General features: G+C 51.5%; 19 protein-coding genes. 4 read left to right on the forward strand and 15 right to left on the reverse strand.

Annotation, left to right across the window (positions count from 1 at the left end; all coding sequences use genetic code 11):
• Window positions 1–105 precede the first annotated feature (105 nt).
• Window positions 106–903 carry an AraC family transcriptional regulator gene (locus AC4IE8_RS17250; RefSeq protein WP_068987545.1) on the reverse strand — a complete coding sequence of 266 codons (798 nt, stop codon included), beginning with the start codon at window positions 901–903 and terminating at the stop codon, window positions 106–108.
• Window positions 904–956: 53 nt separating this feature from the next.
• Here AC4IE8_RS17250 and AC4IE8_RS17255 point away from each other — a divergent pair, with 53 nt between their 5' ends.
• A complete protein-coding gene (locus AC4IE8_RS17255; protein ID WP_068988516.1) occupies window positions 957–2,150 on the forward strand; it encodes an MFS transporter in 1,194 nt (397 codons plus the stop codon).
• A gap of 267 nt (window positions 2,151–2,417) precedes the next feature.
• On the opposite strand, the gene AC4IE8_RS17260 is transcribed toward AC4IE8_RS17255, so the two are convergent.
• The 3 genes from AC4IE8_RS17260 to AC4IE8_RS17270 all read right to left on the reverse strand — a co-directional run bounded on the left by AC4IE8_RS17260 (window position 2,418) and on the right by AC4IE8_RS17270 (window position 4,097).
• Complete coding sequence (locus AC4IE8_RS17260) at window positions 2,418–2,873, reverse strand: hypothetical protein (protein WP_068987544.1); 456 nt, start codon at window positions 2,871–2,873, stop codon at window positions 2,418–2,420.
• Between the two features lie 10 nt (window positions 2,874–2,883).
• On the reverse strand, window positions 2,884–3,156 hold the full coding sequence (locus tag AC4IE8_RS17265; protein ID WP_068987543.1) for a hypothetical protein: 273 nt from the start codon (window positions 3,154–3,156) through the stop codon (window positions 2,884–2,886).
• Between the two features lie 125 nt (window positions 3,157–3,281).
• Window positions 3,282–4,097 (reverse strand): sterol desaturase family protein, encoded by an 816-nt coding sequence (locus AC4IE8_RS17270; protein ID WP_068987542.1) that lies wholly within the window; start codon window positions 4,095–4,097, stop codon window positions 3,282–3,284.
• Between the two features lie 496 nt (window positions 4,098–4,593).
• Between AC4IE8_RS17270 and AC4IE8_RS17275 the strand changes: the two genes are divergently transcribed.
• From AC4IE8_RS17275 to AC4IE8_RS17285, 3 genes are all read left to right on the forward strand, one after another.
• On the forward strand, window positions 4,594–5,559 hold the full coding sequence (locus tag AC4IE8_RS17275; RefSeq protein ID WP_490791550.1) for a TolB family protein: 966 nt from the start codon (window positions 4,594–4,596) through the stop codon (window positions 5,557–5,559).
• The gene (locus tag AC4IE8_RS17280) at window positions 5,560–8,886 is read left to right on the forward strand and encodes a M20/M25/M40 family metallo-hydrolase (protein ID WP_490791551.1); all 3,327 of its coding nucleotides are present in this window, start codon (window positions 5,560–5,562) and stop codon (window positions 8,884–8,886) included.
• Between the two features lie 473 nt (window positions 8,887–9,359).
• Window positions 9,360–10,370, forward strand: coding sequence for a glutamine synthetase beta-grasp domain-containing protein (locus AC4IE8_RS17285; protein WP_490791552.1), 1,011 nt, complete (start codon window positions 9,360–9,362; stop codon window positions 10,368–10,370).
• A gap of 98 nt (window positions 10,371–10,468) precedes the next feature.
• On the opposite strand, the gene AC4IE8_RS17290 is transcribed toward AC4IE8_RS17285, so the two are convergent.
• The 11 genes from AC4IE8_RS17290 to AC4IE8_RS17340 form a co-directional block, all read right to left on the reverse strand.
• On the reverse strand, window positions 10,469–11,425 hold the full coding sequence (locus AC4IE8_RS17290) for a serine/threonine protein kinase (RefSeq protein WP_068987538.1): 957 nt from the start codon (window positions 11,423–11,425) through the stop codon (window positions 10,469–10,471).
• A 310-nt stretch (window positions 11,426–11,735) separates the two neighbouring features.
• A complete protein-coding gene (locus AC4IE8_RS17295; RefSeq protein WP_068987537.1) occupies window positions 11,736–13,568 on the reverse strand; it encodes a nitric oxide reductase activation protein NorD in 1,833 nt (610 codons plus the stop codon).
• Entirely contained in the window at window positions 13,568–14,551 is a 984-nt protein-coding gene (locus AC4IE8_RS17300) for a 4Fe-4S binding protein (protein ID WP_083225863.1), read from the reverse strand. The genes AC4IE8_RS17295 and AC4IE8_RS17300 overlap by 1 nt, the downstream gene beginning before the upstream one ends.
• On the reverse strand, window positions 14,544–14,939 hold the full coding sequence (locus AC4IE8_RS17305) for a magnetosome magnetite crystal formation protein family (RefSeq protein WP_083225862.1): 396 nt from the start codon (window positions 14,937–14,939) through the stop codon (window positions 14,544–14,546). The genes AC4IE8_RS17300 and AC4IE8_RS17305 overlap by 8 nt, the downstream gene beginning before the upstream one ends.
• Entirely contained in the window at window positions 14,932–15,714 is a 783-nt protein-coding gene (locus tag AC4IE8_RS17310; protein ID WP_490791553.1) for a CbbQ/NirQ/NorQ/GpvN family protein, read from the reverse strand. The genes AC4IE8_RS17305 and AC4IE8_RS17310 overlap by 8 nt, the downstream gene beginning before the upstream one ends.
• A 10-nt stretch (window positions 15,715–15,724) precedes the next feature.
• Entirely contained in the window at window positions 15,725–16,006 is a 282-nt protein-coding gene (locus tag AC4IE8_RS17315) for a cytochrome C oxidase subunit IV family protein (protein WP_068987535.1), read from the reverse strand.
• A 7-nt stretch (window positions 16,007–16,013) separates the two neighbouring features.
• Window positions 16,014–16,595 (reverse strand): cytochrome c oxidase subunit 3 family protein, encoded by a 582-nt coding sequence (locus AC4IE8_RS17320; RefSeq protein WP_068987534.1) that lies wholly within the window; start codon window positions 16,593–16,595, stop codon window positions 16,014–16,016.
• Between the two features lie 84 nt (window positions 16,596–16,679).
• Entirely contained in the window at window positions 16,680–18,068 is a 1,389-nt protein-coding gene (locus tag AC4IE8_RS17325) for a cbb3-type cytochrome c oxidase subunit I (RefSeq protein ID WP_490791554.1), read from the reverse strand.
• Window positions 18,069–18,082: 14 nt separating this feature from the next.
• Complete coding sequence (locus AC4IE8_RS17330) at window positions 18,083–18,529, reverse strand: c-type cytochrome (protein WP_068987532.1); 447 nt, start codon at window positions 18,527–18,529, stop codon at window positions 18,083–18,085.
• Window positions 18,530–18,631: 102 nt separating this feature from the next.
• Window positions 18,632–18,820, reverse strand: a complete 189-nt coding sequence (locus AC4IE8_RS17335) for a zinc ribbon domain-containing protein (RefSeq protein WP_068987531.1) — start codon at window positions 18,818–18,820, stop codon at window positions 18,632–18,634.
• A gap of 11 nt (window positions 18,821–18,831) precedes the next feature.
• The gene (locus AC4IE8_RS17340) at window positions 18,832–19,575 is read right to left on the reverse strand and encodes a Crp/Fnr family transcriptional regulator (RefSeq protein ID WP_068987530.1); all 744 of its coding nucleotides are present in this window, start codon (window positions 19,573–19,575) and stop codon (window positions 18,832–18,834) included.
• Between the last annotated feature and the right edge of the window lie 495 nt (window positions 19,576–20,070).

Here is a 20,070-nt window from a genome sequence, read left to right on the forward strand (position 1 = left end):
ACCGGAATGAATTTCAAAGGGCCTCAGGGCCGCAAAAAAGAGAGGAATCATAAACCAAGTTACCGCCAAAGCCAATTTCCCAGTCAAAATAAGAGGGAAAACACCTTAACGCTGATCTGAAAAAAACCGTGCCGGGGGTACCCCCAGGTTTTCACGAAACATCGCAATGAATGCACTGGGGCTGCCATAACCCAGCTCATAGGCGACCTCCGTCACGGAGGCACCATTGCCTAATCGGTCGATCGACTCCAGCAACCTCAAGCGACGACGCCAGGCACCAAAACTCATCCCGAGATGACGGATAAAGAGTCGACCCAAGGTCCGTTCACTGGCGCCGATATCTAAAGCCCACCCAGCCAGTGTGCGGTTGTCCGCAGGATTGGCGATCATACTATCGGTAACCCGGCGGATCCTCGGTTCAGAGGAAAAAGGCAGATAGAGGGGGAAGCGCTCGATTTTTTTCAATTGATCCAGGATCACCAGCATCAATCGCGCCCCGGCCGTCTCAGGCTGATAGTCATTGCCGATCGCTGCCGCCTCCAGAATCAGTGCCTTAAGTAGAGCCGACACCCTCACCACACAACACTCGTCAGGCAACTCCTCGACATAATTCGGATCGATATAGACCGATCTCAATGAGACCGCCTCGGCCATCTCGACCTCATGCATCACCCCAGGGGGTATCCACAGCGCCTGAGAGGGAGGAACCAACCAGGCCCCATCATCGGTGGTCGCCTTCATGGCGCCACGGATGGCAAACAGCAGCTGCCCTCTCAAGTGGGAGTGTTTCGAGACCAGTTCCGAGGCCTTGCGCTCACTTGTCAGAGTCAAAACAGGCCGATCCGCATCCACCACATATCCCACGTGAACCTGGGGGTCTATTGTCCGTTTCTCAATATTCATTGTCAGATTATAGCTATTAAGACAATTCAATTCCCCTTCATAATAGTCACATGATGAAGATTCCGACACAGTTCAGAGAGCGACCTGAACTTCTGCTGATGTTGATGGCGATTGCCGTACCGCTCAGTTTTGCCGCCTGGCAGACTCTGTTGAACAACTTCGCCATCGAAAGAGTGGCCTTTACCGGCCAGGAGATGGGCATTCTGCAGAGCCTGAGAGAGATCCCCGGGTTTCTTGCCTTCGGTGTGGTTTTTCTGCTGTTACTGGTGAGGGAACAGAAGCTCGCCTACATCTCGCTGGCTCTGCTCGGGCTGGGTACCGCCCTGACCGGTTTCTTTCCCTCGATCATCGGCCTCTACATCACCACGGTCATCATGTCGGTTGGATTTCACTACTACGAAACCCTGCAGACCTCCCTGGCACTGCAATGGACCGACACATCCAACTCCGCCGAAGTACTCGGCAAACTGATCGCAGCCGGCTCATTTGCCTCGATCCTGACCTTTGGTCTGATCTGGCTTGGGGATAACCTGCTGCAACTCGACTACCAGTGGATCTACCTGGTGATGGGAGGACTTACCCTGCTGATCGCCCTGATCTCCTGGTTGAGCTTTCCCCTCTTTCCGCAGAAGACAGAACAGCACAAACACATGGTGCTGCGTAAGCGGTACTGGCTCTTCTATCTGCTGACATTCATGTCCGGCGCCCGCCGTCAGATCTTCGTGGTGTTCGCCGGTTTTCTGATGGTGGAGAAGTTTGGTTACAGCGTTTCACAGATCGCCATGCTGTTTTTGATCAATGCGACCCTCAATGTCTTCCTTGCCCCACGCATCGGTCGCCTGATTGGCCAGATCGGGGAGCGGCGCGCCCTGCTGATCGAATACAGCGGACTGATCCTGGTATTCGTTGGCTATGCCCTGGTGGAAAACGCCACCATAGCCGCCGGACTCTATATCATCGATCACCTCTTTTTCGCCCTGGCAATCGCCCTCAAAACCTATTTCCAGAAAATTGCCGATCAAGAGGATATCGCTTCGACCGCCGGGGTCAGCTTCTCCATCAACCATATTGCCGCCGTGGCGATTCCTGCTGCGTTCGGGATCATCTGGATGAGCTCACCCGCACTGGTGTTCTACGCCGGCGCCGCGATGGCCGCCATCTCCTTGATTCTTTCGCTGCTGGTGCCGGAAGCTCCCACCCCAGGCCGGGTCAGCCGTCTGGCCTATTCCAGCACCGGCGGTAATTAAGGCCCCGCTGAACCGTTCGCGTCTCATACTGCCGGGTGGCCTGGATCAACAGACTGAACAGGACTTCAAAAAATCTGCGGCTGCAGACTTATTGGAAGGATAGGAAATACCTTGATCCAGCTCGAACGGCTGCTGCAATGATTGATACTTTTCTGCGGTAATGCACAAAGCGGCGACGATGCATGCCACAGACCATTGACGACAACAACGATCCGAGCAACTCAGCCATCAACAGCAGAGACCATAACCCTGGATGAATCTCTGAATTTAGTAAAGATACTCAATCTCATCGTTGACGAAGGTATAGCGAGGCTGCTTATACCAACCATACAAAAGAGACCAACGGGGCTCTTTATGAACCTTCGATTGATAGATCTTTAACTGACCGGTTTTGTCATTCATCCAGAAATCGAGGTCATAGAGCTTATCCGGCTCACCAACCACATGAAAATCTGTACAGGCAAAGTAGATATCACTGCCAATCTGTCTGACCGGATCATGAATACGCACGAACTTCAGCGTCAGGACTTCTCCGGTTTTATCGTCACGTAGACGAAAAACACCATTCTCATCCACCACATCCTCGATGTGCTGCATCATGGTTGACTTAATGTCTTCGACATAATACTTGCGGCTATCGGTGGGTGTGTCACCTGACTCATCAGCCATACATAGAGTTGTCGCCAATCCCGCCAAGCCAATCAGCAGCAGATATCTGATCATCACTTGAATCCTATTGGGCTGCCGGTTTACCTGCATGTTCCGCAGGTTTGCCGCCATGCTCCATCTTCTTCATCGCCTTACCGCCATGTTCGCTGACTTTCTTCGTCTCATCCTCCATGGCCTCCATGGCCTTTCCGCCATGCTCTGCAGCCTTGCCGGCATGTTCTGATGCCTGCTGTTTTGCCTTCATTGCCTTGCCGCCATGTTCAGCTGCCTTGCCTGCATGTTCCGCTGAAAATACCGCCAACGGAAACAGTAACACTAGGCCAAGTATCTTTTTCACAACATCTCTCCTCACAATTTTTTTAGGTTATAGAATCTCTACAGGAATCCGGTCTGAGTAGTCTTAATGGAGAACACCATCCAGACTGGACCAACATATCATTTGGTATATTTAGTCGCCGCACCTCAGTCAGCCAACCCCATATTTCTCCGACTGAATGGCTCTATCAACCAGGCCTTGAAGGAGAACGCCGTCTCCCGGGCCTGAGGTAAGCCGATCAGGCCTCCGCTATCCGCAACTTTTTCCTCTCTGGGCATCTGATTATAGCTGCCGAACAGCGGATCCCAGAAACTGAATATGGTGGAGAAATTTGCGTCACCATAGCTCCGTTCAACCCGATGATGGGAGGTATGAAACCTGGGAGTTACAATCACTCTGCACAGAACCCGCTCTATTGGCTCAGGCAGATCAATATTGCTGTGATGAAACTGGGCGCACAGACTGATCAATCCTTCAAATACAAACCAGGCAATCGCGGTGGGTCCCCAGACCAGCACCCATAGTGCTTTAGCGAAGGATGAGAGAAAAAGTTCACCCGGATGGAAACGCAGTGCGGTGGTCACATCCATCTCGGTATCCGCATGATGGGCTTTATGAAAACGCCACAGCAGAGGAAAACGGTGATTCGCTCTGTGCCAGAAATAATCAAACAGATCGAGCATAATCAGTGACACCACAATTTCCAACCAGCCATTCAAACCCAACCAGCGGGAAATACCCCAGCCCTGCTGCTCGACATAGACAATCCACAGCAGAAAGGGCACATAGATCAATACCCTGACAATCACTGTGTTCAGCGCCGCTACAGCGGCATGAAACATGAAGCGGTTGATTCGTTTCCCCTGCCAGACACGGGCGGGAAAGATGGTTTCAAGGAGGATAAAAAAACTCAATCCACCCAAAAACAGAATCAAGCGACCACCATCCAGGTCCAATTCCATAATCAATCAGCTCTCAGTTAAATTCTAATAGTCTATCCAAACGGTTCTACTGGGCCCTAACCAGGACGATCATCTTAGTCATATTGAGCGGATAAAATTCAACAATATTAGCCAGGAATTTCCACTGGCCTCCATATTATTGAACTTTCCGACTGTTCGGAGGCAACGCTCGTGTTAAGCAACCTCTGAATAAGTCTGAACCGAACAGCTTGTCGATCAAAATTTGCCGATTCAAGGCGCAGATCGCACGTAATAGCCCGCTATTGCGAAGATCTGCAACGCAGAAGCGGTGCATTTTGGCGACAAGATGTCGGTTCATGACTTGTTCGGAGGTTCCTTAACTTGTAGGTTATCAATCTGAGTGCTTCACACACCACTGGAAAACCGAACACGAGATCCAATGTACTACAGAATAGCCCTATTGTTTACCTTGATTTATACCCTTCCGGCTTACGCAGAACAGACGCCAGTCTTAAAAAAATCGGATGACCGTCATATGTCGAACCTGACTCAGCTGACCTTCAAGGGGGACAATGGTGAGGCTTATTTCAGTTTCGACGGGCAACAATTGATCTACCAGTCGAACCGGGAGGGTTTTGAGTGCGACAAGATCTGGACCATGAATATTGATGGATCCAACAAAACCATGGTCAGCCCAAATCATGGCGCACACACCTGCGCATTCTTCCAACCCGGGGAACAACAGATCGTTTTTGCATCCACAAGCCACCTTCAGGGAAGCTGTCCAAGCAAACCCGAATGGCCCCCACACATACGTTATGCCTGGCCGCTGCACCCTTACGACATCTATCGGGCCAATGCAGACGGTTCTGGCCTGACACCGTTAACCGACAACCCCAAATATGACGCCGAACCGATTGTCTCCGCAGACGGGAAGTCGATCGTTTTCGGTTCACAGCGCAAGGGGGATTTCGACATCTACCGGATGGATGTGGATGGCGGCAATGTTCAACGCCTGACTGATACTGAAGGCTATGATGGTGGACCGTGGTTTTCTCCAGACAGCACAAAGATTGTCTGGCGCGCATGGCATCCCTCCACCGCCGCTGAAAAGTCCCAGTGGAAGGAAAACATGGAGAAGGATTACATCCAATCCACACCTCTGGATATTTGGGTAATGGATGCAGATGGCAGTAACAAAATACGCCTTACAGACAATGGTGCCACCAACTGGGCCCCATCCTGGCATCCTGACGGTAAGCGCATCGTCTTTTCAAGCAACATGGATGACTGGCGGGATGATTACAAAACATATGGTCACAACTTTGAACTCTACCTGATAAACAGCGATGGATCGGGACTTGAGAGGATCACCTATAACCAGGTTTTCGACAGCTTCCCCATGTTCTCACCCAACGGCAAAAAGATTGTGTTTGGTTCCAACCGCAATCCGGACAAACCTCGTGCAACGGATATTTTCATTGCTGACTGGACTGAATAGATGAATAGAGGCCTCCTGTTTCTACTCTGGTTGATTTGCACACCACTGCTGGCGGTCGAGAGCCACCCACCCATCCACCATCAACTTGATGTCAAGCTTGAACCGCAACAGCAGACGCTTAACGTCACTGATCGTATCTCATTCACACAACCTCTATCTAATCTCAAGCTGATCCTGCACGCCAACCTAAAACCTCGTTTTTCTACAGACCAGGGCAAGGTTCAGGTCAGACTTGACCATCAGGATAATTATGCCGAGCGTTATGATATCAGCCTGCCCAAAGGAGCAAACCACTTAACGGTGGAATACACTGGCCGCATACACCATAAATTAACTTCCAGCCGCAAAGAACGATCAAGGGGATTTAGAAGCAGCGCCGGACTTATCGATAAAAAGGGGATTTTTCTAGCCGCTGGCAGCTTGTGGTATCCACAAATCGAAGGCTATCCCTATCTCACTTTCAACATGCAGGTCACCCTGCCAGCTGGCTGGTCCTCGGTCACTCAGGGTCACCGGGGAAAACCTAACAACAACAGCGAACAGAACATAGATCGTTGGCAAATCGACAAACCACAGGATGAGATCTATCTGATCGCAGCAGAGTTCACTGAATATCAGAAGATCACACAACTCCAGGGGAAACCGGTATCGGCTCAGGTATTTCTTCGTAGCGCAGATCAGAAACTGGCAGAGCGATACCTGCAGGCAACGGTCAAATACCTGAAGATGTACGAACAGTTGATCGGAGCCTATCCCTACAGCAAATTCGCATTGGTAGAAAACTTCTGGGAAACCGGATTCGGCATGCCTTCATTCACTCTGCTTGGCTCAAGAGTGATTCGTCTTCCTTTCATCCTCAACACATCTTATCCCCATGAGATCCTGCACAATTGGTGGGGCAATGGGGTTTATGTGGATTTTGATAGCGGTAACTGGAGTGAGGGATTAACCGCCTATCTGGCAGACCATCTGATCAAGGAACAGCAGAGCCAGGGTATCAACTATCGTCAGCAGAGCCTGCAAAAGTACCGTGACTATGCAGCCAAGCACAGGGACTTCCCCCTCACAGCATTCAAAAGCAGGCACAGTTCAGCTACTGAAGCCGTCGGTTATGGTAAAACCCTGATGATGTTTCATATGCTGCGCAAGCAACTAGGTGATCAACTTTTCACTAAGGCGCTTCGACAGTTCTACCGGCAATACGAGTTTAAAATCGCCTCCTTTGCAGACCTTCAGCAAACTTTTGAAGCGGTCAGTGGAAAATCATTAACAAGCTTCTTCACTCAATGGGTTGAATACACAGGGGCGCCTGAACTTCGACTCATTTCAAGCAGAATCGACAAGCAAACGGATAAAGTTCGCTTGCAGTTTACTCTGCAACAGCTTCAACCGGACCCCGTATACAAGTTAAATATCCCAGTGGCGGTTTCACTGGCCAATCAAACTGAAGCGAAACAGTCGGTCATCACCATGGTGAAGCGAAAGCAGACTTTTGAAATGGATCTGCCTTCAATCCCGACCCGACTCGACATTGATCCGCAATTCGATCTATTCAGAAAACTGGCACTGGAAGAGACCCCGCCAGCTTTCACACAAATCTTCGGCACAGCCAAACTGCTCGTAATCTATCCCAGCAGTGCAACACGCGAGATGAAAAAAGCCTGGCAGGCCTTCGCTGATGAGATCTCCCATATGGGGCCGGAACAAGTCACCATCATTGCAGATGATGAGATAGAAAGACTGCCTGAAAACAGTGCAGCAGTGGTACTCGGCTGGAACAATCGTTTCACCAAACAGGTTCAACAACAGTTGCAACAACATCCATTGACATTCACTCCCGATATTGTCCGTGTGGGAGCAGAACAGATCGGCCGACAAAACAGTGCGTTTGCATGGGTTACAAGAATCAGAAATCAGAACGAACAACCCTACCCACTGGCACTGATCACTGCAGACCTGCCCAGCGCACTGCCAGGACTGGGGCGCAAAATACCCCACTACCATAAATACAGCTACCTGGCCTTCAGCGGCACAGAACCCAAAAACAGCCTAAAGGGACGCTGGCCGGTTGCAAATTCACCGATGACCAGACTCTTCACACCGGGTGCAGCAAGAGCAAAATTAGAGCCTACCTTACCACTGGTCGAACCGGTGCTTGAATACAATCCGCAACAAATGATGCAAACCGTAAGCTATCTGAGCGATCGGCAGCTGCAGGGCCGAGGACTGGGATCGAAAGGTCTGGATCTGGCAGCAGACTACATAGCTGCCGCGTTTAAAAAAGCGGGTTTAACGCCCGGTGGCGAGCAACAGGGATATTTTCAATACTTCTTTGCCAATGATGAAGAAGGTAAATCGCAGCGGCTGAAAAATATCATAGGCGTTATTCCAGGCAGACACCCACAACGCTCAAAACAAAACCTCGTGATTGGCGCACACTATGATCACTTAGGACTTGGCTGGCCCGATGTCCGCGAAAACAACCAGGGCAAAATCCACTTTGGTGCAGATGACAATGCCAGCGGTATTGCCGTCATGCTTGAATTGGCACGCATACTGGCCAAAAACCACAAACCCGACCGTACGATTGTATTTGTTGCTTTCAGTGGTGAGGAAGCGGGTCGCCTGGGTTCAAAACACTATGTAAAGCATCAACAAAGGCATCCGGTATCCAAGACGATCGGCATGCTCAATCTCGACTCAGTCGGCCGTCTGTTCGATAACAAGCTGATTGTGCTCGGTGCAGAGAGCGCTTCAGAGTGGCCCCATATTTTCAGAGGCATAGGTTTCGTTACCGGCATAGAGTCTGCAATGGTCAATGAACCCCTCGACACCAGTGATCAGATCAGTTTCCATGAAGCCGGAGTTCCGGCTGTACAGCTCTTCACCGGTGCTCACACGGACTACCACAGACCAGGGGATACCGCTGATAAGATCGACATTGACGGTATGATCAAGGTAGCCGAAGTCAGTAAACAGGTTGTGGAATATCTAGCGGCTCGTGAAGAACCGATGACAATTCGATTGGCCGGTGCCCAACAATCCCAGAAGACTTCCAAACAACGCAAAGTCTCTCTCGGCACTATCCCTGATTTCACTTATCAAGGTCATGGCTACCGTCTGCATGGCGTGGTACCCAACTCTCCGGCTGACAAGGCGGGTCTTAAAAAGATGGATATCATTGTCCATATTGATCAGACTCCCATAAAAGGTCTGCGAGATCTGTCCAAAACTCTCAAATCCCTGAAACAAGGTCAGACGATTCGAATAGAATACTTGAGGGATGGCGCTACAAATCAGACTAGCGCACAACTGATAAACAGATAATCTACCCGACACACATGAAAAGAGAGCGACTCTTTAACTGGCCTTTACCTGCAGAAGAAGAAGCAGCTGAAAGTCGCTTTCAATCCCTTCCCAAGCTCTACTCAATAATTTCTCCCAATAGATTCAAATGCACCAATACAGTGCACACAAATAGTGCATGCGCTTCATTTCAGTGCGAACCCAAGACATCTCACACTCAAGAATATTGCTATCTAACTGTTTAACAGACGAAAACAGAAAGTGGCATGGATGATGCTGCTCTGAGATCGCGCTAGCTGTGATCGACGGCGTATTCAGGCACATTGCTCAATTTGGAACAAGCCGCACTCCACGCTTAATCCGATTGGTGCATCCAGAGAGGCCTGATCATGACCATGTTGTCCGCCGGAAATCCTGTACGACTTACCGTCATTGATTTCTATCGCATTACACCAATAGGTAATTCTGATCTTTCGTTTGGAGATATATAAAGTATGAAAAGTAAGCTGGAATATATATGGCTCGACGGCTACAAGCCGACCCAGAGTCTGCGAAGTAAAACCATGGTCCGCTCCGATTTCAGCGGTAAACTGGAAGACTGCCCGATGTGGTCGTTTGACGGTAGCTCGACCGAACAGGCTGAGGGTAGCGCATCTGACTGCCTGCTGAAGCCAGTCGCGGTAATTCCTGATCCGGCGCGTAAAAATTCTTACCTGGTGATGACCGAAGTTCTCAACGCCGATGGCACCCCACACCCCTCCAACGGTCGGGCCACCATTGAAGATGACGATGATGATTTCTGGTTTGGGTTTGAGCAGGAGTACTTCCTCTGGGATCCTGTTACCAATCTGCCACCAGGCTTCCCGGCTGGCGGTTACCCACCTCCCCAGGGCCCTTACTACTGTTCTGTCGGTGCGCGCAATGCCTATAACCGCGAACTGATCGAAGAGCACCTGGATATGTGCTTGGAAGCCGGCCTGAACGTTGAGGGTATCAACGCCGAGGTGGCAGCTGGTCAGTGGGAATTCCAGATCTTTGCCAAAAGCGCCAAAACCGCTGGTGATGAAATCTGGCTGGCCCGTTACCTGCTGGAGCGCACTGCTGAGAAATTTGACCTGGCAGTCGACTGGCACCCCAAACCGCTTGGTGATACTGACTGGAATGGCTCAGGCATGCACGCCAACTTCTCGAATGGCCCGATGCGTGAATCCGGCGATGAACAGATTTTCACCAAGATCTGTGATGAGTTCGGTAAAAATGTCGGCCCCTGTATCGCCGTCTACGGTGCACACAATGATCAGCGCCTGACAGGTCAGCATGAGACCCAGTCCATCGACCAGTTCAGCTACGGCGTTTCCGACCGTGGTGCGTCGATTCGTATTCCGGTTGGTACGGTTGAGGATGGCTGGAAAGGTCGCCTGGAAGATCGTCGTCCGGCATCCAATGCGGATCCCTATAAGGTTGCCGCAATCATCGTCAAGATCACCAAAGAGGCGCTTGGCTGATCCGACTCTGAATGAGTGCGATCCACAACCGGAGCGGCTTAGCCGCTCCGGTTTTTTATCTTTACTTCAGGGAACGGGTAACAGAAGTTCCTGAACCCTCACTTCACGCTTGCCCACTCATGTTCCAGAGTGCGTATCACCTCACTCATCGACTCCGGTCTTGCAGCGGGCTCTTTGGCCAGACATCTCATACAGAGAGCTTCGAGAATTTTTGGCACCGGATATTTACTCACTTCCGAAGGTCTACTTGGCTGGCGGTTTTCCACCATGTCAAGGATTTCATAGGTCTTGTCACTGTCGAACGGGGTCTGCCCTGTCAGCAGCTCATAGAGGACTGATCCCAGGCTGTAGATATCGGTGCTGAAGCTGATATCCGGATCACGCCGGATCTGCTCCGGGGACATATAACAGAGGGTACCCTGCAGCTTGCCATAGCCGGTTATCGATTTATCGCCGTCAACCACCGTTTTGCTTTCCTGCGGCTCCTCCAGGGTGCTGCCATCCTTTCTCCAGACCTTGGCCAACCCCCAATCCATCAACAACACTTCATTGTAAGGGCCGACCAGTATGTTCTCGGGTTTTATGTCACGATGCGCGACACCATGTACATGGGCGTAGCCCAAGGCATGCGCAATCTGCACAACAACCTCAACCAGCTGAGTCAGGTCATAACGTTCACGGTAGTTGAGGATTTCCCGCAGCGTATAACCATGCACCAGCTTCATGGTGAAATAGTAGTGCCCCCGATTGTCCCGACCAATCTCATAGATGGGCACCGTGTTTGGGTGTTGAAGCATGGCAGAAACCCGTGCCTCGCGAAGCAGACGTATATTCTCTATCTCATCATCGATAAATTCAGATCTAAGGGTCTTATAAGCAACCACCCGGTTCAGATGCATATCCTTGCAGGTCTTGATCAAGGACTTGCCACCCTTGGCGATGGTACTCAGGAACATGTAACGGGTGTTAGGATTGAGAACCTTCGGCAGCGGTTTGTCAGTGTCTTCCAGAAAGACATCGTTGTATTCTTTTGGTGGCTCCTGAAACTTGAGCATAATGAGTCACTTCATCTTCTCTGTGTCAACCAAGTGTAGCACTCTTCCTGGCCTGGTTTATGAATATTTCTTTGAATCAAGACACAACAGGACAACGTCCCGACAACCTGTAAATCAGCACATAATTCACAGGGACAATCAGCCCATTACACATACTGCACCACACCGGTGCATGTTATTTCGATCAGCTATTTACGGTCTCTGCCAAAGTCTGTTTAAACGATTGAACCAGACACTTTGCAGACCCCATTCAGCCACACTGAAACCAGGATTCATCGGCTTCAGGATCTATACTTTTCTCCCGAAAGTTTCAACTTGTCAGTTTGGCATAGAGTCGCGGCAGTTCACGGGGCAGCTCCGACGGCTTGCGAATCACCACATACCCGGTCGAACCGAACAGATGGGGAAGATAGTCATTGGCCTTGCTATCGATGGTGACACAGAACGGCTCCAACCCCTCTGCACGAGCTTCACGAACAGCCTCACGAGTATCCTCGATACCGTACCGTCCCTCATACTTATCCAGATCATTCGGCTTACCATCAGTGAGTATCATCAACAGACGGCGCTCTGATTGCTGCTGTTTGAGAATCGAGGTGCTGTGACGGATTGCCGCGCCCATGCGGGTGTAATAACCGGGTTTAATGGCCTGTATGCGTCCACGAATGGCGCCGTTGTAGTGTTCATCAAACCGCTTGATCTGATGGAAACGGACAGGATCCCGTTTACGCGAAGAGAAGCCGTAGATGGCAAAGGCATCTCCGGTAGCGGATAGACTTTCAGAAAACAGGAACAGACTGTCACGGATCACATCGATCACCCGGGCATGGTTGCCCACCCAGGTATCAGTGGAGAGTGAAAGGTCCGCCAGCAGCAGGCAGGCCAGATCACGGGATCCCGCTTTCAACAGGCGATAGAGACCGTTGTCCGTGGAGGCGTGACCGGCAATGCGATCGGTGGCAAAGCGCAAGTAGGCATCCAGGTCGATCTCACTGCCATCCTGTTGGCCCTTGTACCACTTCCGTGAAGGCGCCAAATATTGGAATTGAGCCCGCAGCTTTTTTGCTGTGCGGTAGAGATGAGGAGGCAAGGTACAACTAGCGGCGTCGGCCGCCAGCATCGGCACCACTCGACACAGGTCGGGAATCAGTTGGCGTTTCTTGAAGTCCCATTCCGGCAGCAGGATACCCTCATGCAGTACCAGATCGTCCTCCGCTGCGGCCGGCAGATCGAGATCAAAACGCACCTTTCCAGCAGCGCCTCTGGCGTCACGGCTGATACTGATAAGATCCATATCCTGAGCTGCATCGGCGGCGCTCTCCAAATCCTCGTTCTCTTCCGCATCCCGGTCCAGTTTGAGAAAGCCGCCCCAGGTAAAGATGTTTTCCATGCGAATGGTGACCAAGCCCCGCCCCTTGGTCTCTTTCTTATCAGTCTCCTCAGCCAGTCGCTTAGTCTCAGATTCCAGGGCTTTACTACCACCGCCACCGCTGCTCTCACGGTTATCCCGGTTTTGCTGGCGACTCATGCTGACGGGTGGGCAGGGATGAAGCCAGAGTGGCACGGGGTGCGGTGGCCGGGGTGCCTGAGGCAGATGTTCAATGCTGCCGGGTTCAAGCAGTGCCTGGCGTATAGCGGACTCCTGAGCCAATTCCAATGGCTGATGGGATGGGGGCTGCAGACGCAGTGCCAGGTGAGCCGACACCAACCGCTGATAGAGCGGCCGGATACTGGGGTAGCGTTCCAGCACCTCACAGGTCAGACGCTGATTGCGACTGAACCAAGGTTCATCTTTCAGCTGTTCACCCACGGCAAGAACCACCAGCCAGCGGTAGAGATCCCGATTAAGCTGGGTGGTTGAAAAACAGTCGATCACAGCAGGCAGTCGAAGATACTGCTCATCACGCCAGGCCAGTTCGACCTTCTTGTTATCTCCGGCAATACGATGCAACAAGCTGCGTCGTGCGGTATGTTCCGTGGCATGGGCGGCTTCAACCTGTAAACCACCATCGCCCCCCAGTGCTCGAAACAGAATACTGACACGGGTACTCACCTGCTGCAGAGTGACCGCCGCTTCTGGATAGCGGCTCTGCGCAGCACGTGTGATCAGCCGATGCCAGAGCTCACCAACCCGTTCTTCCATCAGCCACCACCATTGAGCGGTATCGTTCTATCAGCAGACTTACTGCCCTCCTCTTCTGCAGGCCGGCCGGTTGCCACTGCAACGGCCTCGGCTTCACTGACCCATTTGAGGAGTGATTTCTGTTCGAGTGATCCCTGAACCTGCTCACAGGCTGTGATGCATTGAGCACACTCGGTACAGGTAAACATGCGTCGCTTGATCGAGCGCGGCTTCAAGCGCATTGGGCAGATATTGTCACAGGCACTGTTGCAGTTTGAACAATGCCTTGCCCGGTTTCGATCGAATCCCACGACCAGGCCCCGATCGTTGGCCATCCAGGCGAGACTTTGAAACAAACCCACCGCACAGCCAAATCGGCAGAAAAGATGCCGGGCAAATGTAAATTCTATAAACAGCAGCAGCGTGCCAACACCAATGAAGCGAGCCTGGTTTGGGGTTAACGATGCATGCAGCAGGTTGTGGTAGATCTCCTCCGGAGGCAACAGATAGGTGAGCAGCACCACCGCCCAGAGCAGTGCAAAAAATGCAGCGGACAATAGGGTGAGTGGCCAGTAGCGCCAGTCGAACTTCACCATCGTTCCATCCGCCTGGCGTCGGGGCAGTGGCTGACGCTCCCACAGGCTCTGCCTGCCACTGGCATAAAACATCAGTCGATTGATCATCTCCACCACCGAGAAGTGGGGACAGAGCCAACCACAATAGAATCGTCCGAAACGCCAGGCGACCCAGATCAATCCACCGATCACCAACAACAGGGGCAGAAAACCACGCAAGATGATATTGAGACTGCCCTGCAGCGAGCTGATGTCTCCCCCGATCAGAGCATCCAGGCCAAGCGTCCAGTGGCTGCCAAACAGAATAAAGTGATTGAGGTTCAGATCGAAACGAAACAGATCGAGAGGTGGCGCCAGGATAAACAAACAAAAGAAAGCCGCCTGAAAGAGAGAGCGTCGACGCTGCAGGGTTGAACTGCGCTTAAACATCAACCCGCCCGATCAAGGGAAAACGATAGGTCTGCCCCGACATGGCTTTGATAAGGCCAAGCAGACCCGGAATCAGTAACAGGGGAACACAGATAATGTAGTAGAGCTCAAAGATGACCAAAGCATGCAGAGAACGGTACCCCCCCAGAAAAATGATCAACAGATTCGCCATGGTAAAAAGCAGAGTCGCGATAACGGCACCGACGAACGCCTGACGCAGGTGATTGAAAAGCAATCTACCCGCACTACCCCGGTGACGCAGCCAAAGCCAGGCCAGCGCAATCAGTGGCAACAGGGGAAACAACAGATTCAGCAGATAGAGACCTTCACTGATCACAGCCAGCGTTTTACCCTCGACGCCCTCAACCTGTCGTTCCGGTTCAACCACCGAAGGTAACCTCGACAACATCCATCAGCGCAGCAACGGTCTCTTCATCATCACTCAGAGGCTCAACCAGGGCAGCACGACACGCCTCCAGTGGTGCGTATCCACCCTCAATCAAAGTGGCGGTATAAACCAGCAGGCGGGTTGAAGCCGCCTCTTCCAGGTCATGATCCTTGAGCGCACGAAGGGCATTGGCCAGGTTTACCAGGCGCTTGGCAAGGAGCGCGTCGATGCCTGTTTCGCTGATCAAAACCTGTTGTTCCAGCTCGCTTTCCGGAAAGTCGAAGCGGGTCGCCAGAAAGCGTTGACGGGTACTCGGTTTCAAGCCTTTGAGTAGATTCTGGTAGCCGGGATTATATGAAACGATGAGCATAAACTCCGGCGGTGCATGCAGAATCTCACCAGTACGTTCGATCGGTAGAATGCGTCGATCGTCGGTAAGCGGATGGAGCACAACCGTGGTGTCCTTACGCGCTTCCACCACTTCGTCCAGATAGCAGATCGCCCCCTCCCTTACCGCCCGGGTCAATGGCCCGTCACTCCAGAAGGTCTCCCCTTCACCGATCAGATGACGTCCCACCAGATCGGCTGCCGTAAGGTCATCGTGGCAAGATACGGTATATACAGGTCGCCCCAGGCGGGCTGCCATGTGGTTTACAAAGCGGGTCTTGCCACACCCGGTAGGCCCCTTGATCAACAGCGGCAGTTGATGACGATAGGCATGCTCGAACAGCTCGATCTCATTTCCCTGGGGTTTGTAGAAGGGTAACTCGTTCAAACCGGACACCTCACGGATAAGATAGATAGAAGGCCATTCCGATCAGGATACCCGGAATGAACAACCAGATAAAAACCGGCCAGCGCCATATACCACGGACACGGCCGAGACCCATAAAATAGCTTCCCACCAACTGTCCTTTGATCAACGCCAGAAACAACACCATCAGGGACAATCCAAGACCACTGAATCCCATTTTAGCAACCAGAAAGGTGGTCAGACTGAAAGAGATCAGCAACAGATAGATCAGAGTGCAGGGACGAATACCAAGAAGTTCACTTAGTCGTTTCATGGGCCGATCACCGCATCACATAGACAAGAGGAAACAGAATCAACCAGACCAAATCGACCATGTGCCAGTATGAGGCACCGCTCTCGATTCCGGTATGCTCCTGGCGACTGTATTTACCCCTCGCTGCCATCACTGCGATTGCCGCAAGAATGACCATCCCCATGATAACATGCATGAAATGGAAAAAAGTCAGGGAGAGATAAAACATATAAAAAGTATTACTGCTGAGATTGATTCCCTCACTGTAATGGTGGACATATTCGAAAGTTTTGACAATCAGAAACAGCAGCCCCATGGAGATCGCTGCCAGCAGCCAGTGGACACAGCGCCTGCGATCGTCCACCTTAATGGCACTCACCGCACGAACCACAAAATAGGAGCTGGTGATCAACGCCAGAGTATTGATCAATGCCGCCTCCCGGTCCAATGTCAGCTGGTACTCATTGAACAACTCCACGTGCTGCAGGCGGGTAAATGCATAGGCGGCAAAGAAGACGGCAAATACCGTCAGCTCCGCCAGGATGAAGATCCATATCGCCAAATCACCCGGCGGGTAGTTACTCTGTAAAACTGATCGATCTGCCGTCATGGCCACTCAAAGACCTGTCAAAAAAAGGCCGGCACTTCAGTGCCGGCCGCAGGAATGAAGGAATCAATCCTTCAGAGGGTATTGTCAATTTGCTGTGATGGCCTCCGGATCGTTCTGACCCACAAAGAAACTGGCGATGTAAACCACCAGGCCGATCAAAAAGATCACACCGGCAATCTCACGCAGCCAGTAGAAGAGGGAGATGTGCTCCTGCACTACCATAAAGGGCTGTGGATTCTCCCCCATCCGCTGCAGATAGGCTTGCAGAATGCCGGCACCGGTGAGGAACAGGGTAATGAAAACCATGGAAATGGTCATCAACCAGAAAGACCACATCTCCCAAATCTGGGACTTCGCCGAATTGGCAGCATTACGGCCGCGCAACAGGGGCATGGCGTAGGAGATAATCGTAATGTTGATCATTACATAGGCGCCATAAAAGGCCATATGACCGTGCGCTGCAGTGATCTGTGAGCCATGGGTGTAGTAGTTGACCGGTGAAAGGGTATGCAGGAAGCCCCACACGCCGGCACCGAGGAACGCCATCACGGCGGTACCCAGAGCCCACAGCATGGCCGGTTTATTGGGATGGTCGCGACGACGCTTATTCACGACATTGAAGGCGAAAACCGTCATCATGAAAAATGGAATCGGCTCCATGGCGGAGAAGATCGAACCCCACCATTGCCAGTATTCCGGCGTACCGATCCAATAGTAGTGGTGTCCGGTACCCACGATCCCGGTGATCAGGGTCATGGCGATAATCACATACAACCACTTCTCGATCACCTCCCGATCGACACCGGTGGTCTTCACCAGGACAAAAGCCAGAATCGCGCCGAGGATCAATTCCCATACACCCTCAACCCAGAGGTGAACCACCCACCACCAGAAGTACTTGTCCAGCACCAGGTTTACAGGATTGTAAAAGGCGAAAAGAAAGAACACGGCGAGCCCGGTCAACCCCAGCAACAACACCAGATTAATGACTGTCTTACGTCCCCTGAGAATCGTCATGCCGACATTGAACAGAAACGCCAAAGCGACAATAACGATACCGATCTTGGTAATGGTCGGTTGCTCGAGAAACTCTCGACCCATAGTTGGCAAGAGTTTATTCATTGTAACTTCCGCCAAGGTGGAATAGGAGAGCAACAGATAACCTGCCACCGTCAGTGCAGCGGCGACCAGAAACACCCAGAACATCAGTGTGGCCAGTGCTGGTGAATAGAGTTCGGTCTCCGCCTCTTCCGGCACCAGATAGTAGGAGGCCCCCATAAAAGCCATCAGCAGCCAGACGATCAAGGCGTTGGTATGGACCATACGGGCCACATTGAAGGGAATCTCCGGAAAGAGAAAATCCCCGACCACATACTGCAGGCCCATGATCAGACCAAACAGTACCTGCGCCACAAACAGGGCGATGGCGGCGATGAAATACGGTTTGGCAACCGCTTGTGATTGATATTGCATATTCTTTTCCTCGCTTAACCCTGGATGTTCGGTGGCCAATTAGCGGTGTTGATTTCTGACACATACTTCAGAAATTCAGCAATCGCTGTGAGCTCTTCGTCACTGAAATTAAACTGCGGCATGCTGCGTCGGCCGGGTATACCTTCTGCCGGGCGACTGGCGATAAAGCCCTTGATGGCATCGGTTGAATTGCCATAACGCGTGTAGACATTCCCCAGCTCCGGAGCAAAGTAGGCGCCTTCACCCAGCAGGGTATGACAACCGATGCAGTTGTTCTCCTCCCAGATCAGTTTGCCTTGGGCGATAACCGGCCCCAGCTCCCCGGAGAGCGCAGCACGGTTATCCCGTTGTGGCAGCTGACCCATGGTATCGAAGGTGAGGGCAAGAAATAGCAGAAAGAAAAAAGCTGTACCACCATAAAAGATGTTACGCGCCATTATTTTTGTAAACGGCTGGGCCATCGGAATATCTCCTGAATACTGTCGTGAGTTAGATTGATATCAACAGGTGCAGATTGTGGCTTTGACCTTGGTCAATTTGCATTTTGTCGCAGGGTGTCCGGACTAACGTGGCAGCCAGTAAATAAAAAAACCACAGAAGACAACCAAGCCGATGAAAAATATGATGAATTTTTTTCTTGCCCCAGAACGGAAACCACGTTTCTGGTAGTGTGAAACGGCACCGCAGTGGGGACATTCGGCTTGATCATCGGCGATCTTTTTACCGCAATAGAGACACCTCACCTCAGCCATACATCGCCCCCTTACTCAAGATCCTTGTGTGAAATACAGGGATGATGGGGTGTCACCGCAGAACCATCGGGCTCAAGGCCGACAATAGCCTCAGTATGGGCCTGCTGTTTGAGCTGCTCAACATCCAATACCGAGACCTCATTGCTGGTCACCTTGATGATCTGTTTACTGCTCAGGTTATGTAGAATTCTGGAAAAGGTCTCCGGCTTCATGGAGAGGCGCGCCGCCAGCACACCCTTGGCGGCCGGCAGTTTGAACACCTCACTCCCAGCCTCCTCCATATAGCGCAACAGGGTGGCACAGAGCCGGGTGGTGGCGCTCTGCAGCGTCAACTCATCGATCTGTCGGATCAGGCCGCGCAGCCGTTGACTCATGGTCCCCATGATCCTGAAGCTGGTCTCATTGGAATGACTCAGAATATCCAGAAAGCGCTTGTTGTCGAAAGACATCACCCGGGCCGGGCCCAGTGCCTGAGCACTGACCGGATAGACCGGATTGTTCATGAACATGACTGCTTCGGCAAAGGTATTGCCGGGTTGAACGATGTCGATAATCTTCTCATCGCCACTGGGCGAGCCCCGAAACAGCTTGATCTGACCACCAATCACGAGATAGAACCGTTCGGCTTTGTCACCACTCTCAAACAGGGATTCGCCATCCAGCAGCTTCAATGTATTGCTATTCTCCAGTATCTGTTTCACCTGCTCATCATTGAGGGCGGAGAAGAGATTGGCTAATCGTATGTTGGCAGTCATTTTTCTAATCACGATTGAAATGATTTGCGGTGACTTATGGTTTCAACAGATCACCATTTCGATTCTGGACAATAGCACGACCGAAACGTCAGAAACGCTGCGGCAGATCATTGACCCTTTACAGCAGTCTAGTGCCAACTGAAATATTCTGTCTATACCAGACGCATGATAGAGACAAGAGAGATTAATCCGGCAGCCGCAGGCAGACTACCCGATCACCGGGTAGAAAAAAAGCGGCACGGATTGTTCTTACCTGAAAATGATGAGTTCCTGACCAAAGTACATGCAAGATTGAAAACCACTTGGTGCCACCATTCATAATTCAGAACCAAATAGGGACATGACAGCACAGGCTTAAGACCTAACCAGGCTAGGGCCTATTGGATTAGTGTTAACAGGCCCCAGCTGCAATCCCGGAAAAAGGATTAATCTGAAACCTTCCTCAATCTATTTTCCTCAACTATTCAACAGGTTACAAAGTTGATTATTTGACAC

The sequence above is a fragment of the Candidatus Thiodiazotropha sp. AKAK2 genome (genome assembly GCF_058244685.1).